General features: G+C 59.8%; 10 protein-coding genes and 3 pseudogenes. 7 read left to right on the top strand and 6 right to left on the bottom strand.

Going from position 1 to position 15,282, the window contains the following annotated elements; all coding sequences use genetic code 11:
* Positions 1 to 43: 43 nt before the first annotated feature.
* Together NKI38_RS20105 and NKI38_RS20100 are read left to right on the top strand one after the other, a co-directional pair.
* Positions 44 to 247, top strand: a complete 204-nt coding sequence (locus NKI38_RS20105) for a hypothetical protein (RefSeq protein WP_352659926.1) — start codon at positions 44 to 46, stop codon at positions 245 to 247.
* 99 nt (positions 248 to 346) lie between these two features.
* A complete protein-coding gene (locus tag NKI38_RS20100) occupies positions 347 to 559 on the top strand; it encodes a hypothetical protein (protein WP_352659925.1) in 213 nt (70 codons plus the stop codon).
* 391 nt (positions 560 to 950) lie between these two features.
* Here the strand turns inward: NKI38_RS20100 and NKI38_RS20095 are convergent, their stop codons facing one another.
* Positions 951 to 1,154 carry a hypothetical protein gene (locus tag NKI38_RS20095; protein WP_352659924.1) on the bottom strand — a complete coding sequence of 68 codons (204 nt, stop codon included), beginning with the start codon at positions 1,152 to 1,154 and terminating at the stop codon, positions 951 to 953.
* A gap of 348 nt (positions 1,155 to 1,502) precedes the next feature.
* Between NKI38_RS20095 and NKI38_RS20085 the strand changes: the two genes are divergently transcribed.
* Together NKI38_RS20085 and NKI38_RS20080 are read left to right on the top strand one after the other, a co-directional pair.
* The gene (locus NKI38_RS20085; RefSeq protein WP_352659923.1) at positions 1,503 to 1,835 is read left to right on the top strand and encodes a conjugal transfer protein TraD; all 333 of its coding nucleotides are present in this window, start codon (positions 1,503 to 1,505) and stop codon (positions 1,833 to 1,835) included.
* A gap of 338 nt (positions 1,836 to 2,173) precedes the next feature.
* A pseudogene (locus NKI38_RS20080) lies at positions 2,174 to 2,772 on the top strand (poly-gamma-glutamate hydrolase family protein).
* On the opposite strand, the gene NKI38_RS20075 reads toward NKI38_RS20080, so the two are convergent.
* Positions 2,696 to 4,594, bottom strand: coding sequence for an AI-2E family transporter (locus NKI38_RS20075; RefSeq protein ID WP_352660002.1), 1,899 nt, complete (start codon positions 4,592 to 4,594; stop codon positions 2,696 to 2,698). The pseudogene NKI38_RS20080 and the gene NKI38_RS20075 sit on opposite strands and share 77 nt — an antisense overlap.
* A 5-nt stretch (positions 4,595 to 4,599) precedes the next feature.
* Positions 4,600 to 5,328 (bottom strand): annotated as a pseudogene (locus NKI38_RS20070) (sensor histidine kinase); the annotation flags it as partial.
* A gap of 304 nt (positions 5,329 to 5,632) precedes the next feature.
* Here NKI38_RS20070 and NKI38_RS20065 point away from each other — a divergent pair.
* Together NKI38_RS20065 and tnpA are read left to right on the top strand one after the other, a co-directional pair.
* A pseudogene (locus NKI38_RS20065) lies at positions 5,633 to 5,980 on the top strand (ATP-binding protein); the annotation flags it as partial.
* 2,134 nt (positions 5,981 to 8,114) lie between these two features.
* The gene (tnpA, locus tag NKI38_RS20060) at positions 8,115 to 8,924 is read left to right on the top strand and encodes an IS66-like element accessory protein TnpA (RefSeq protein WP_352659922.1); all 810 of its coding nucleotides are present in this window, start codon (positions 8,115 to 8,117) and stop codon (positions 8,922 to 8,924) included.
* A 198-nt stretch (positions 8,925 to 9,122) separates the two neighbouring features.
* Here tnpA and NKI38_RS20055 read toward each other — a convergent pair whose 3' ends face one another.
* Complete coding sequence (locus tag NKI38_RS20055; protein WP_352659921.1) at positions 9,123 to 10,478, bottom strand: adenylate/guanylate cyclase domain-containing protein; 1,356 nt, start codon at positions 10,476 to 10,478, stop codon at positions 9,123 to 9,125.
* Positions 10,479 to 11,615, bottom strand: coding sequence for an SEL1-like repeat protein (locus tag NKI38_RS20050; protein WP_352659920.1), 1,137 nt, complete (start codon positions 11,613 to 11,615; stop codon positions 10,479 to 10,481). It abuts the gene before it with no gap.
* Between the two features lie 468 nt (positions 11,616 to 12,083).
* On the opposite strand from NKI38_RS20050, the gene NKI38_RS20045 reads away from it, so the two are divergent.
* Positions 12,084 to 12,566 carry a hypothetical protein gene (locus tag NKI38_RS20045; protein ID WP_352659919.1) on the top strand — a complete coding sequence of 161 codons (483 nt, stop codon included), beginning with the start codon at positions 12,084 to 12,086 and terminating at the stop codon, positions 12,564 to 12,566.
* A gap of 1,318 nt (positions 12,567 to 13,884) precedes the next feature.
* Here the strand turns inward: NKI38_RS20045 and NKI38_RS20040 are convergent.
* On the bottom strand, positions 13,885 to 15,282 hold a 1,398-nt coding region (locus NKI38_RS20040), incomplete at its 5' end, for an autotransporter outer membrane beta-barrel domain-containing protein (RefSeq protein ID WP_352659918.1).

The raw sequence follows: 15,282 nt of genomic DNA, 5'->3' as shown, positions 1-15,282 counted from the left end.
CTTGCGGTTGCGAGTGCCGGGCGTCGGAGGGAGAGGTTTCGCCATGACGATGCTGTTTCAGCCTTTGGACTCGGACGGTCGGAAAAGTAGCGGGCTCTACCATGCCGCGCGATTGACGATGCTTCATGATCGAATGTTGATGCGCTTCGACAAGGTCGACGACGCAGCCGGCAAGGTCCAGGCAGCGGCGGAGTTGTTCGCTGAGGCTGCTCGACCTGTCGGAAGCACGCAAACGCTCGGCATGTGAGCACCAAGTCAACTTCGGTCTATGGCCAGGTCGTGACGGAGCGGTAGACCCGTACCCCCTCCTCACGGAACGAACCGGTCCGCAATGAGTTACCAAATCATGGATAACAGCATCGAGCACCACCGCCACGCGACGACTGCCGATATTTTGACGTCGGAAGTAGCCAGCGCAAAGCAGCGCATCAACCGGACTGAGATCGCGCTTAAACGAACAGAAGAAATGCTGGCCGCGAATATTGCGCTCCGCAGAAGGATGCGGTTTCTGGTCGAGGCCACGGACCGCTTGATGGATCCCCCCAACAGCAATGAATGACTTCGCGTAGGTTGAAGCTGGCCGGCGTCTCATTCCTCCGGTCCGCCGGAAATCACCGCGGTGCCCACCGGTGACGCTGCATGGATTGTGGACCTCGCCCCCCGGTCATCTGCCGCCATGTCAAACTTTAACGCTGGCGGGCTGGCGACTGTGCTATCGATAAATTGCGGGCGGGCGTTTCTCGGGAGGAGACGCCTATGGAAGTTAGAGACCTTGTGGCCAAGATGTCTGCAGCTTTGGTGAAGCGGCAGGCTGCCACGCCAACCATTCCAATCAAGCCAATCGCCAACTCTTTGGCAAGTCGCTCCGGCGCAGACTGGCCGACGCGCCAGACGACACCGCACAAGCCGAGACCGCCGGCGCCGCGTTGCAGCAATATGTAGGACGACCCTCATTCGTCCCGGCCTTCCGGAAATCGGCGCCACCATTCACGTTCCAAAACCGTGGCGACCATATCGACGGATGGCGAGCGCGGCTCATTGTGCGCGGCTAGGTGCTCGGCCAGGAAACGATCGTCTGGCATCCGCTCGACGGCTTCGGCGAGGCAAGCCAAGGCCTGCTCGATCCATACCGACGTTGAGCGATAGGCGCTCATGCGCGCCTCCGCATCGGTACGACGTGGGGCGGGTTGTTCGGCTGCACCATGTGCCGCTCCCGCCACATGCGCTTGGCGAGGCCGGGAATGGCACTGATCACCTTCGCGGTCGGCCGCGTTGCCGCCCAGGCGCCGATCAGCGCAGCACTGACGAACTGGCCGGGGCACTGGTCGCAATCACTGAGACGAAAGACATCGCAAAGCGTGAGGCATGGGCCAAGCGTGGAGTGATGTTTTTCGCGAGCGGCTCACGGCGAACTGCTCCGGCATCTGAGCGCAACCCTCGCAGCGCTTCGGCACAACCGGGCAGCACACAATCGCCGGCAAGCAGCTCTGGCTCGGCATGATATGCGCACCTGGCAGGTCGAGCGTCGCAAGCGTACACGGCAGCTCATCGAACTTGACGGTCTCGTCGTCAAGGCCCGGATCGTGGACCAAACCGGCGACGACCGCGCCACCATCTACGGCGCCATGATTTGGATGGCCGAAAAGCTCAACAGCGAGGACGGTGGACGGGCGCGGGAACTGTGGGCCAGAAAGGGGAAAGAGGCATTCGATGCGGAACGTTCAACAGGCGCGCATGAGAAATCAACCGTCATAGGACTGAATGTGACCGATGCCGGGCGGCGTGGAGCCTCAAATATCGCATCGCCGCCCGGCATCGCGGCTAGATCGACCTAGCCGCATTCTGCCGCTGGCAAACATCATCGGCCCATGTGGCAAGCGAAGTAATTTCAGCGATGAGGGCATCGGGCCAAGTCACCGGTCGATTCAAGGCTGAGACTGCGCTACTAGGCACGTCCAATGATCAAGATTAGTCGGAATGGCTGCGCTCTCGTCCCGAAAGAATGCAAGCTCCGGCAAGTGACACGTCGGTGTCGCCGTATTGCACGGGATGAACGGAGAGCTTGAACGCCATGACTGCCTACCCGTGTTTCCCACTGCACGATAGCGGCTGATATTTTTTTGCGGGCGATCGCATCCTAAGACCGCAAGGCGCAGGCGGTTTGGTCGCCATTGTGGCACCGCACGGCGGCGGCATCGAATTCCTTACCGCCGACCTCGCAGAATCGATCGCGCGGACCGACCACAATTCCCATGCCTTCCGAGGACTAAAGACGAGGGCAATCGAGCACTGCATATCACCTCGCATCGGTATGATGAACCACGGGCGATTGAACTGATCGAGTCGAGCGATAGGGTACTCGCCGTTCATGGGTCAGAGGGGTATCACCTATCCCTTCAAGACTGCAACGCCAGGCGCTTCGGCCGCCTCGTCACGCGTTCCTCTGCATTCTTGGGCGTGTATTCGCAATACTCCATTTCGACTTCGATAGCGTTCAAAATGCGAGCATCGCCTGTGCATATGTTTCGCGCGGCTGCGAAACCACGCACGTGCCGGCAGGCAACGGCCGCCGGTGAGCGGCCTGCCTCCAACTTCGCTGGGCTGAAGGCCCCAAGACAACTCTGCCATCTCAACATCGCCGCCGTAGCGCCTTATGATGATCGATGCATTTCTGGACGTGAGGGCGCCGGCGGCCTCAGCTTGCAACCGCAAGCGGCGCTTTCTTCGCGACCGACGGCCGCCGGCGCAGGCGACGCTTGGCTGCGAGCTTGAGCGCGACGGGCGGCTCGCTGGACAGCGCGCCACGCACTGCATCGACCATGCTATGCGCCACGAAATCGGCATTGATGTCATTGGCCATCCTGGCTGCTGTGTCCTTTTCGTCGCTGCCGGGCTCGGACCAGAACACGATGCCTACCCGTAGAGCCGGCTTGGCGCGCTTTAGCCGACGAACCAGGAAACGGGCGTGCTTTACGGAATCGCGGTTGAGGAATCCGACCACGACGGTGTCGACAGCGTCGAGCTCAAGGAGGCGAATGCTCGCCGGTTCCATATTATCGGCAAAGCTCGTCTTCGAAACCGTCGCCCCCTGGACCTCGAGCACCTGAGCCAGCATGGCGGCGGCGGCATCGTCGAGTTCGCCGCGCCCGCCGGCGCAAAGCACCGACATTTCGGCACCATCAGGCAGTTCGGGCTCGTTCTCGCCCTCTCCTTCCGCCTCTTTTGCCGCCTCCCTGCTTTTTCCCGCATCGGCGCTAGCGTCCCCGGCCACGGCCGGGTCATCGTCCTCGTCAGCTTCCTCCTTTGCGCTGTCGTCGAGGTTTGCCACCAGCGTCTGCGCACTGGCCGCCACCTGGCGCATTTGCTGCTCGCCCATCACGCCGCGGATTCGGTCCTGCTCGCCGAGCAGAAGCGCCGGAATGGCGACCTTGTCGTAGAACTCGACCAGATACTTCTCCTCCAGGATCTCCTCGGCGTGGTCGGTGGCTTCCTCGGGATCGCCGGCCAGCAGCCGCTGGTAGAGCCGGGCATGGGGTTCGAGCACCGGCTCGTTGCCGAACAGCACATCGAGGAACTCGAACTGCGGCACGTGTCTGCCGAGCACCACGAGGCAGACCGTCAGCGGCGTCGACAGGACCAGGCCGAGCGGGCCCCACAGCCAGGTCCAGAAGATCGCCGCGACAATGATGGCCAGTGGCGAGAGCCCAGTCCGCGAGCCGTAAAGCCAGGGTTCGACGACGTTGCCGGTGATCATCTCCATCGCCACGAACAAGGCGGCGGTCCACAGCACCAGCGACCAGCCAGGCGCCACCGCCAGCGCCAGGAACAGAGGCAAGAGCGCGCCGATGACCGGACCAATATAGGGAACGAAGCGCAGTGCCAGCGCCAGCAACCCCCACAGCACCGCATTGGGTATGCCCAGAACCCAAAGCCCGAACGTAATCGGTACGGCATAGACGATGTTCACGACCAATTGCATGAGCAGATATCGGCCGATGCGTTTGCCGGCATCCTGCAGCGCCTGGGTCGTGCGGTGCAGATCGCCATAGCCGACGAGGCGGATGAAACGATCGCGCAGATCCTCGCGCTCCAGCAGCATGAAGATGACGACAACGATGATCAGACCTGCCGAGGCCAGCGGGCTGATCAACGGGCCGATGAAGTTCTGCAGGAACTCGAGCGGCCGTTCTCGCGCGATGATCTCGACAGGCACGGGCTGTCGCCTCGGCGTGTCGGCGGCAGGCGGCGACGGTTCCTGGAGGTCGATCTCCTGGCCGACTCGCTCAATCACCTGGCTCAACCTGGCAATGATCCCTCCTCCTGCTCCGGTTTCCTTGAGCGAGCGGACCTTGGTCAGGATGTTTGTCTGGTAGGCCGGGAGGTTCTGCGCCAGCTCACTAACCTGCGATGCAGCAATAAAGGAGAACAGAGCGAGTGCCGCGAAGGCACCGAGCACACTGACGATGACAGCGGGAAGGCGGGGAATGCCGACCCGCTTCAGAGCCGATACCATGGGCGCAAGCGCGAACGTCAAAAGCAGCGCAATGGCGATCGGCAGGAACACTTCGCGCCCGAAATACAGCGCCGCCACCATCGTCACGTGACGTTGACCTTGATCGGCTGGTCTTCACCGACCATCGACGAGGCCAGGCTGCTGCACAGCTTCGACAGATACGAGACGACGTCGATCTCCTCGATGCCGGTGGAGGTGTGGAGGTGGCGCTGCACTTCGGCGACCGACAGCACCCGCTGATGGGCATCTTTCAGATGCTGGCGAGTTTCCTCCGAGGCGACGGAGCGGGCTTTCAGCAACAGGATGCTGGCGATGATCTGCAGGCTGTTGGCCACCCGGTGCTCCATCTCGCGCAGCAGCACCTCCTTCTGCCGCAGCAGGTCTTCGGTGCGGCCGAGAAGCTCTTCCTTTTCCCTCTCGATGGCGCGGCGCGCCGTGATGTCATTGAAGGCGAGCAGGATGGTCGCGGCTGAACTGTGATCGTAAAGGACCTTTCGCGCGTTGAGCAGCATCGTGCGCTGGCCGATATTGGGGAAATCGTGCTCGACCTCGAAGCCGTCCATGGCGGTCTTCTCGGGAATGATCGTCTCCAAGAGCAGGTGAAGCGCTGGAATGTCCCACTGGCCGTCGCCCAACGCGTAGAGCAGCGAGCCGTGCGTCTGTTCGGGGTCGACCCTGAAGGTCTGATAGAAGGAGCGGCTGGCCGCCAGCACGCGAAAGTTCTCGTCGAGCACGAGGAAGGGTTCGACGATCGTATTGACGATGGCCTGCGCCAGCGTCTGCGCGTCTTCGATATTCGCAATGGGGTGGAACATAGGCTTCGAGGCCAATCCAGGGGCCGTTTCCCCTTGATTTTCTTTCTATCGGTTTGCCAGGCACCTGTCGCGAATTGAATCGAACCGGCGCATGACGACAACGTGCCAGCCTGCTGGCCAGTTAACAGCGCGTTAAGCCGCGCACGTTGCACGCCAGCTAAATATACCCGATCATGGCGGCTGGCAGGGAGACATCGGGTGGTGGCAAATCGTCGAAAGGGCATTCAACCGTCGGAGCCCGGGCTGGCGGGCATTTTGTCCGCTGCCAACGTCCATCCGCACACCTCATTGCCCACTGTCGCCACTGTCGGCGCAGGGCGGCAGGATAGACTCGCAGAAGGCGGTGAGCCTCGGCCTGATCGTCACCGAGCTTGTCCTCAACGCGATCAAATATGCCTTCCCTTTGGAGAAGGCCAAGGCGTTGATCCAGGTCACCTACGAGACCGATGGCAGCGACTGGAAGCTGACGGTTTCGGACAATGGAGCCGGCAAGGCCGCCGGCGAGCCGCCAAGCGGGGGCCTCGGAACCGCCATTGTCGAGGCACTGGTCAAGCAGCTCGAGGCCAAGGTGGAGATCATCAGCGACGCCGGCGGCACCAGCGTGTCGATCACCAGGCCGACGTTCACGTCGCGGATACCGCGGGCGGCGTAGCCTTTGCACGACATTCGGGCCAGTTCCGCCACCCGTGGAACCAGTCGCTGCCGCTTCTCTCCGCTGCCGCTTCTCCTAGCCGGCCTCATTCTTAGCTGAACAGCGGATGCCGGCGAGCGGCGCACAGATTCCGAACGGTTGGCTGACCACGTCGAATATCTCATCGATCTCGCTGGCCCGCGCCTGTCGGCATCGGTCTCGACTATGCATTCCCGGTCGAGATGGAAAGCATCGAAGACATCATCGCCAGCAATCCGCATTTCTGGCCGAAGAGGGAACATCCCGAGGGCAAGACCATCAGCTCGGTTCCAGGACAAGTGGCAGAGCTCATCGAGGTCCTGCTTCGTCGGGTCAGCCGGAACAAACCGTCCGTGTGGGCGGCAACTTCATGCGCCTTGTACGAGAGCTCTAGAATTAGCCCATCGAGCCAGTCGTGCGGCCTTCTCGATCGAGGAAGAATCGGACGGCCATCGGTCCTGCACCGCAGGATCACACCGGGAAAGTCCCATCATATATATCTCCGTCGACCACCATTGGCCAAAAAGAGAACTATTTGATCGAAAGGAGATGCCACGTCGACCTTAGCTCCCATGGCTGACGTCGGCTTTCGGGCAACGGCAAAGGAGCTTTGAACGGCCGACTTGAGGCGCATACCAGCCATTCAGTGGACCGACCGCGCCTCGGTCGCCCGATCCCCTCCACATCGTAGAACGGAGTACAGCCTGCATATACACTCCCAAGTCGAACTCACCGCGCGCCTCGATCTCTAAATGATACCGAGCCTTGGCTAGGCGATCCGCCTCCCCCACGGCAGGGTAGCCGCAGACGGCGAGCAGCGCCCTTCCTCCTCCCCGCTGGCTCGGTCGGATTCGCTGCTGCCATCATATCATGCACGGCTTGCCGAACGCAGCATAAGCTAGCTTGTGCGCCTCAATCTGCGCTCGCAAACATCGGATGGCCCTCTGCCTCGACCTGGCGGCAAAGTACCGAGCGCCGTTGCCACAGCTGTCGAGGCTACGACTGCGCTGCCAGAGTAGAGGAGCAAGGCGCGGCGGTTGATCTAGACGTGGCGACCTTTCCCATTTGCTTTGATGGACCAGGCCAGCGACGTAAACCGATTAGACCGTAACACGACGGTTCGCACATTCGTGTCAGCATGCAGCGCCGCTTGGCAGCGCGGGCCAGCATGGCTGCTCGGCTAGCAGCGCCGGCGGATGCCGGGCCAGACGAACCCCTCCGGTGGGTCGCTTGGATTTGGTGGCGGACGTGTCGCTACCTGCGGCTTTCCATCGGGACCGTGAAGCCTATGCATCCGCAGTGCGGAGGATTGCGCCAGCCGACAAGCCAGCGCTCGGCCGCCATCCTACGGCCGACGCTGGCGACGTCGACTATCGGGCCTTAGTGAAGCCTCTCTCCCGGCAGCCGGATCGGTCGCCCATGGCGAGCTACCGCGGGCCAGGTCGAGGTGGTTCCGACGTTTAATATCCACCACCTCGTTACTGCCGACGAGAGGCTGTCTCAGCGCCGTCTCTGACCACGCCCCCTTCCCGGCCCCATCCCTCATCAAAGTGCGGGACAGCTCCCGCACATTGCACTAAGTTACGGAAATTGCTGAGAAATCGCGATTCTAGCAATGTGCAGTAAACATGCGCACATTGCGAAATCATCTCCTAACCCATTGAAAAACAACCGTCCAGCCGGCGCGCAAAGTGCGCCCTTTTATCCTGCCATCTTAATCGGTTGTGTTCGGCGATACTTCGTGCCAATCGTCGTTACTCCTTCCGGCTGCGATAATATACGAGTCTATTCTCTGCGTTACGATTCCGCTTTTGAACGTTGGGTTCCAATGCGCCGTGCAATCTTCCGCGCTCTGCGACGGGGTGTTTCGGCTGCATGAGTGCAGCGCTCGAACCGTCGTGGCGCACTTTTCCATCGGTCTGACGGAGCATCGTCACAGGCAATCGAGCGCGGTCCGGCCGTCTGTCGATCGGCGCGGCCGCAGGCAGGATAACGTGCGTTCCGTCGTTCCTGGTCTGCATCGGTCCTCATCCGCCGAGGCCGATCTCCTTAGCTCAGATGGCGTCCATCACACCACTGACGCCATGCGTTTCATTTGTCGCCACGCCGCTCATCGATGTGCACCCAGAAGCTTGCGGGCCTGCCATGCGCGCGCAGCGGCGTGGGCCTGGCCCCCGGCCGGATCGCCGACTTCGCCGGCAACGACGCGGCGCGTAAGCAGGCGGAATATCAGGCGGAATTGCGCCGTCAGAAGCGCTTGGAAGCGCGAGCGAAGCGGCAGAACATGCGCGCCCGGCTGCGCTTTGCGGTGAGCACGGATGTGCGCAACCGTGCTGTCCAGGCGTTCTGGCCGATGCATGTCGAGGCGATGAACTGGAGCGGCATGGGCATCCGCGAATACGCCGCCGCGCTACACCTTTCGCCGACGAGCCTGCGCAAATGGTGTGACCGACTGGACGAGGGTGAGGTCGAAATCGACTGGCGGGCGCATCTTCATCCCTCCGCCCGTCCGGTCGTTGGCACTAGTGCTAGAGGAACGGCGGCGGAATCGAGCTTGACGGATCCGGGAACCCGCCGGCAGCCTGCCCGGCGCTTCTTCAGCGACGCAGAAAAGCATGCCATCGCGCTGGAGAGCGACCAGCCTGGTGTCAGCGTCTCGCAGGTCGCGCGCAAGCACGGGATCGTCACGGGCATGCTGTTCCGCTGGCGCGTGCAGTTCGGCGTGGCGCAGAAGAAGCGCGCGAAGCTTGCACCTGTCGACCTAACTGAGAGCACGCAAGCGGCACTTCTGCTGCGTGACCTCGTGCAGCCGCCGGATGGAATGACGGCGATCGTTCTGCCTGCCGGCCGGCGCGTCTTCGCGCCCGCCGGCAGCGATCTGGATGCCGTTCGTGAGCATCTCGAAAGCGGAGGAGCAGACATTTGACGCCGAGAGCCGGGTCGCCGCAAGTTGACCCGGATCCGTCAGGTTCACGCGCGGACGACGCTCCTGTGGCAGCTGTGCCAAAGTGCCGAGTGCACAGACAAGCCTCCATTGCGGTTCCACCGGTTCCGGCAAGGCCCACCATCTATTTGGAGTTGACTCCCGTCCAGTCGGCTCCAGCGTGGACGGCGGCACTTAAGATCACTTGTCCGACCGCCCATTGAGGAAATACAGCAGCATCGGCCCCTTTCCCTTGACGTCGACCATACCTCGCTCCTCAAAGCGGTATTGCTTTCCGAGGATTTCCTTGACCTCCGGCGTTATCTGGATCCGTCCAGGCAATCCAGACGACTCCATACGGGCCGCGACGTTGATGGTGTCGCCCCATACGTCATAGAACGGCTTCCGTCGCCCGATGACGCCCGCTACTGCCGGCCCGGAATGGAAGCCAATGCGGACGGAAACGTCTTCCCCAAACTCGGACGCAAGTTTCTGCGAAACCTCGATCATTCCGAGAGCCATGTCGGCAATCGCCGAGGTGTGATCGCCACCGCTAACTGGCATGCCTCCTGCGACCATGTAGCAATCACCAATTGTCTTGATTTTTTCGAGGCCGTGCTTTTCGGCAAGCGCGTCGAACTCACCAAAGATGCGGTCGAGAAACCTGACAACTTCTTCCGGACGTCTTGTCGACGCTCGCGGAGTGAAATTCACGACATCGGCAAACAGGATCGTCACGCTTTCGAAGTCATCGGCGATGATGCCGGACGGCGTCTCCTTGAGACGCGCCGCAATCGGACGCGGAAGCAGCATTTGCAGCAGGGCTTCGGAGCGGGCGTGCTCGCGTTCTAGAGCGGCTTCCGCGTTTTCAGCAACTCGCGTTGCCGTGAAAGTCGATCCGGCAAGTATTGCCTCGAGCGCAAACATTGAAAGAATGAAGACCTTGTCATCGAGATCAATGTCCAGCGACTCGACAAAGGGATTCCGTATCTGGGGCAGCCACTCGAGGTGTGAGTAGACCAGGGATGGCATCGTGAATTCGACCACAAGAAACACCGTAGCTGCCAGTGCGGCGATGGCAACGGTCAGATACGGCCGGCGACTACCCACAAAGATCGGGACAACCGCACCTGCCGCAAGCAGGAAGTAGTGTGGACCCGACGCGCGCCCCCCGAGAAGCGCCAGAAGAGTCGTGAACACAAACACAAGCACTAGAAGGTAGGCCACTGCGGCGCTGTAGGCATAGCGAGACACCAATAGCGTCAACGCCAACAGCAACGAGGCCAAAAACGTTAGCACCACGAACCGGTTCGTTAGCTCGATCCCACTTGAAATATTGAAGAAAACGAAAAACAAAGTAACGAACGATCCAAGGATCGCGACGATGTTCACGACGAACAGCCGTCGTGCTTTTTGGCCGTCCAGAGTCGTTGTGCCGATCGATGGCAATGCCTTCAGCCATCCGACGGCTGATTTGACAACTTGTCTGGCAGCGCCGTGATGAAAAGGCGAAAGTCGCGTCAACGGCTTAAATGGATCGGGCGCCGCGGCACTCACCTACCTGAAGTTCCTGCTACGATACCATCGGCGTGCTTCCGACTCATCGATATGTAGCGCGCGGCCAAGCTGATACAAAACATCGAGGTTGCGCTTCGCAGTTTCATTGCCGTTGGCAATCGCCATTCGGTACCAACGCGCGGCCTCAGTGTCATCCTTTGGCATCCCGAACCCGTTCTCTGCCATCCAGCCGAGATCATTTTGGGCAAGGGCATTTTCCTTGGCGGCCGCCTTGCGATACCAGAAGCTCGCTTTTTTGTAGTCGATCTCCTCCCCCGAGCCATTCAAATAGCGCGAACCCAGTTCGGCCTCGGCATCCGGGTTACCCTGCGCCACCGCTTTGTTTAGCCAATACCTGGCTTGGACTTGATCGAGTGGCACGCCCACCCCCTTCGCGTAAGCGGTGCCGAGATCGACCTGGGCGACGTCGTAGCCTTGCTCAGCTGCTCTGGCTAACCATGATACTGCCCGGACATCGTCAGCGTCTGTCCCGACTCCGCTGTGATATGCTCGCGCCAGGCTTAGTTGCCCGCGCGGATTTTCTTGCTCGGCAGATTTCCTGAACCATGTCAAGGCCGCGGCATAGTCCTGCGGCACTCCCCGTCCCTCCTCGTACATCCAACCCAGATCATTCTGTGCGTCCGAGATCCCTTGATCTGCAAGGGCTTTTATCAACGCGAATGCACCTGCTTCGTTTTTCTCCATTCCAATGCCGTCGAAGCGAGCCCACGCCAGCCGACTCTTTGCTTCGGGACTGCCGGCGTTGGCCGCCTTCCTGAGCCAAACGATATAGAGCTTTTCGTCTTTCGAGGTGCCGCGCCCGACAAGATAGCAAAGCGCTAAATTGATTTGTCCATCCTGAGCGCCCTGCTCGGCGGACTTCTTAAACAGCTCGAACGCCTGGCCAAAATCTTGGCCGACTCCGTACCCGTTCAGATACATGAGCCCGAGAACATTTTGCGCGTGCGCATTCCCTTGGGTCGCAAAGGGTTGGAATAACCGGAGGGCAGTCGCGTAGTCGCCACGCTCCCAAGCCGCTTCCGCGTCCTCAAACTGTCCGGCTCGAGCAGTAGCAGGAGCGAAGCAACCCGCGGCAACAATCCCGAGCACAAGGATCAATTTTGCGACTGCAGTCATGTTCGAAAATCCCGCCCGAGAATATTAGAACATCTGCATGCAAGAGCAAGGACAAACGAAGCTACCGGACGGCCCCTCGCGGGGCGTGGGTCGAACTGGTTCAAAGGCGACGATCACCGACACGAGCGATGGTCGCCCTCCCGCGGGGCGTGGATCGAAGCCACAGCAGCTTGGAGACCGGTGGTTCCTGGTCGAAATCAGTAATCAGATTCTGTTGGGAACTATCCGACACGCACATCGAGAAATTCTCGCGCCTTTTCCTCGAACTGACTTTGAGCCATCGCGAATGTACCGATTTGGTTGGTTACTACTGGCGTAAGCCAAATCGTAGCCCAAATTTAGCGTTGGGTGCCCCAGCCAAGTTTGAGCTGCTCTTCCAGCAGCACCTGATCAAGGCCTGCGCATGGTTGGTGGCGTGTAGTCTAAGTGCCAATGCGGCCCACCGGTTGCATCTCGCTCCAGTATGACATGCGCACCCCAGTTTCGAAGCGCGCGCTGCACTTCGCCTTGTTGGTGATGATTTCCATGCGGGATGGAAATATCACGGGCGATGTCATCCAAGTGGTTGCTAACAGTGGCCCGACGTCCGCGTGCACTGTGTATGATCTGTTCGAACGCATCGGTAGCTTGCGATTGAGTAGCATGAGGATGCTGAGTGGCCCACGTATCCATCTCGGTGATATGCTGGGCTGGACGATATACCCTAAGGAACTGCGTCCGGTTCGCAAGCCGCCGTTGCGCCATCAATTCAGCCTGGCGGCGGACTGTCCGCACTCCGCCAGTTGCATGAATGGCCATGTGGGGAAATTGGCGCTGCAGTTGTGTAACAAGCCCGTCAATGGTCGTCGGCGGCGAGACACGTTCCCATGTTTCGAGGCTCGGCGTTTCGACACCATGCCGAATATGGCCACCGCCAAAATCGGGACGAACCTCAGCCGGTGCATGGGCTGAGCCGCCATTGAGAAGACTTCCTGAAATTCTCAGCATTGATGAAATGGCAGCACGGTTTGATTGCTGCTTATGCTAGCGTTTTGCGATAGGAAAAACAAATGTTTCATTGCTCTGCTCGATATCAGCGAGCGTAGCGTCTATCACCGCATGAGGGCATAAGCCGCGCTGTTGCTTGGGTATCGTCGCGGTCCTCTTCGCTTGGCCGGAACTGAAGGCCCCATCAGCGAGAACGGCGATCGTGGCGTTGATGGCCCTCACATGTTCCGTTTCATCTTCACGCTTGCGTGCAAGAAGGGTCGGCCGCTGAGCTTGAAAGGCGCCGTTCAGACACATGCCTACACTTATGAACCCTTGGAACGAGTCAAGCCTAACATCTGCGGACGCGTATCCGCCAAAAAACAAGGTCTGGGTGTAATATTCTCCACTTCGGCGGCAACAGCTGAAGAAGTGCGACGATGATGGCTCGGAGATGGTTGCACAGACTTTTTGTTGGCTGGCGCATACAAAACACGCAAGGTACTTCGGCGATCAATGGCCCGACGGCGGAAACATCGCCCTGCATGTCTCCGGTTTTCAAAGGGCCGGTATTGGGGTAAATTGCTTCGCTAGCTCATGCCGTTCGGCCCGGGAGTATGATTATGCCTTGGGATAGAAATAGGGCTATTTCAACTGCCCAAAGCCGTGCTTTGCATAGCACCGGTAATTGTGCAAGGTCTGTAAGAGAGGCAATAGAAAGTGGTGGAGTAAAATTAATCCCAACTGGTTACGCTAAAGATTATGGAGGGAGTCTAACAAGCGCCGGATTTCTTGAAACAAATCCAATCATGCCAATAGCTGGCGACGTTGTTGTTATACAGCCAATAGATGGACATCCCGCTGGGCACATGGCTATCTATGACGGCAGAGAGTGGATCTCCGATTTCAAGCAATATCATGGCCTTTACCCAAATTCGGCTTATCGACGAATAAAGCCTAAATATAAAATTTACCGTCACCCCTGAGAGTGGCAATGAGGTTACTCATCGTCCAAGCTCAAGGCACATCTGCGCCCAAAGGCCATGCGAACCATCGACACCCTGTGGCAGGCCTCTGCGATCTCTTCTCTCTCCAACAGAATGCAGAAACTACATCACAGCCGCAGGATATGGACTCACATGAAAGACCGCCGCTTTCTCTGTGAGTTTCAATAGGTCGTTCATTCGGGTCCTCAGCGAGGAAGCTGAAGTTGCTGAAGCTTTAGCGATTCTCGGAGGACCGAATGAAACGCCATAAGATTCGGGACGGAACATCGTTCGCACTTTTCCTGGAATTGCTCCAGCTAGAAGGCGATCTTCAGTCCGAGCTTGGCGCCGATGGTGGAACTGTCTGAAGACGCCTTGCCACGGACTTCGCCGTTGACGGTGGTCGAGTCCGACATCTTCAGGTTAAAGCCGGTCGACAGCGCGGCGGAAAAATCGGCATCGTCGAAGTCGATCTCCCTGGTGTCGATTTCGGTGGTGTTCTTGTAGCCGAAACGCTGCTGCAATTCGCCCCGCGCATAGGGGCTGATCACCATGCCGTTGCTTAGCGTGTAATCGCCATAGATGCCGGGCTCGAGCTTGATCGCGCCAAAAGAAAGCTTGCTCTTGCCGAACTCGTTGCCGCCGCTGTCGGTGTAGGGATCGCCACGGAACGAAACGCCAAGCAGGCCGCCACGCAGATCGAAACGGGTGCGCTCGCCCAGCTTGAAGATATGGCCGACCGATGCCGTCACCGCATAGCCCTTGGTATCATAGCTGCCGGTGGTGCCGAGCACGCCGTTCGTCACATCGCTTCCACCGATGAAGCCGGAGGCCGAGACCAGCGCGTAATTGTAGTCCTTGCGAAACAGCGCGTAGCCGCCGAACAGGCCGGCCTTGTTGGTACCTTCGCCTATGGCATCAAATCCCCGAAACCCGCCGAGGTTGACGTCGGTCGAGGCGTAGCCGGCGAAAACGCCGATGTTCAGGCCATACTCATTGTCGAACTGGAAGTGTTTGGCGGCATTGAAATCCAGGCTGATGGCGGCCGAAAAATCATTGGCATCGAAGCTCGGGCCGGGGCCATTCAAGCCGCCGCCGCTGATGTTGTAGCCGTCATGCTCGGTATGGGCGAACTGGCCGGAGGCAAAGACCCCGAAGCTCTCCGAAACCGGCACCATTCCAGATCCGGATGCGGGCGAGAGGTTGAGGTCAGCGTCGAGCGCGTCGCGGTTTATGCCGTAGAGAGCGTCGATTGCCGCCGTGACCGCGCCGGCGTTGGTGGCACTGGTCGGCGCCGCCGCAATGCCGAAATTGGCCGGCGTGGCACGCAGGAACAAGCCGCCATTCGGGCCGGTTACGACCTGGTAGGTGAAAAGCGAACCCGGTGTGCCGGGAACACCTGCGACGCTGAACGTCCCGCTGACCGGACCGTTGGTCGAAACAATGAGCGGGATATCGGTCGGCTGGGTGAATTGCGGTGTGCCGAGCAGATTGACGATGATGGTGTTGGCGCCGGTTGCCGAAAACGCGTTGGCAACGAGCTCATCCGACTGAAGTGTCTGCTGGTTGATGTCGAGGCCGATGCTGGCACCGTTGAGGGTGAGCCCGCCGAGCGTCAACACATCGCCGACGACACCATCCGTCATGTCGATCAGCGAATTCGTCGCGATTATCGAACCCGGCATGGTGACGTTGCCGTTGATGAACAGCGTCGA

This window comes from Mesorhizobium sp. M0621, from assembly GCF_040320745.1.
In the GTDB taxonomy this organism is placed as follows: domain Bacteria; phylum Pseudomonadota; class Alphaproteobacteria; order Rhizobiales; family Rhizobiaceae; genus Mesorhizobium.
Note: the sequence above shows the minus strand (reverse complement) of the source record. Positions and strands in the feature narration are given on the sequence as shown.

Coding starts and splice junctions, on each gene's coding strand:
- NKI38_RS20105 (WP_352659926.1), top strand. CDS start 44: ATGACGATGCTGTTTCAGCCTTTGGACTCGGACGGTCGGAAAAGTAGC.
- NKI38_RS20100 (WP_352659925.1), top strand. CDS start 347: ATGGATAACAGCATCGAGCACCACCGCCACGCGACGACTGCCGATATT.
- NKI38_RS20095 (WP_352659924.1), bottom strand. CDS start 1,154: ATGAGCGCCTATCGCTCAACGTCGGTATGGATCGAGCAGGCCTTGGCT.
- NKI38_RS20085 (WP_352659923.1), top strand. CDS start 1,503: ATGCGCACCTGGCAGGTCGAGCGTCGCAAGCGTACACGGCAGCTCATC.
- NKI38_RS20075 (WP_352660002.1), bottom strand. CDS start 4,594: ATGGTGGCGGCGCTGTATTTCGGGCGCGAAGTGTTCCTGCCGATCGCC.
- tnpA (WP_352659922.1), top strand. CDS start 8,115: ATGTGCACCCAGAAGCTTGCGGGCCTGCCATGCGCGCGCAGCGGCGTG.
- NKI38_RS20050 (WP_352659920.1), bottom strand. CDS start 11,615: ATGACTGCAGTCGCAAAATTGATCCTTGTGCTCGGGATTGTTGCCGCG.
- NKI38_RS20045 (WP_352659919.1), top strand. CDS start 12,084: ATGCGCACCCCAGTTTCGAAGCGCGCGCTGCACTTCGCCTTGTTGGTG.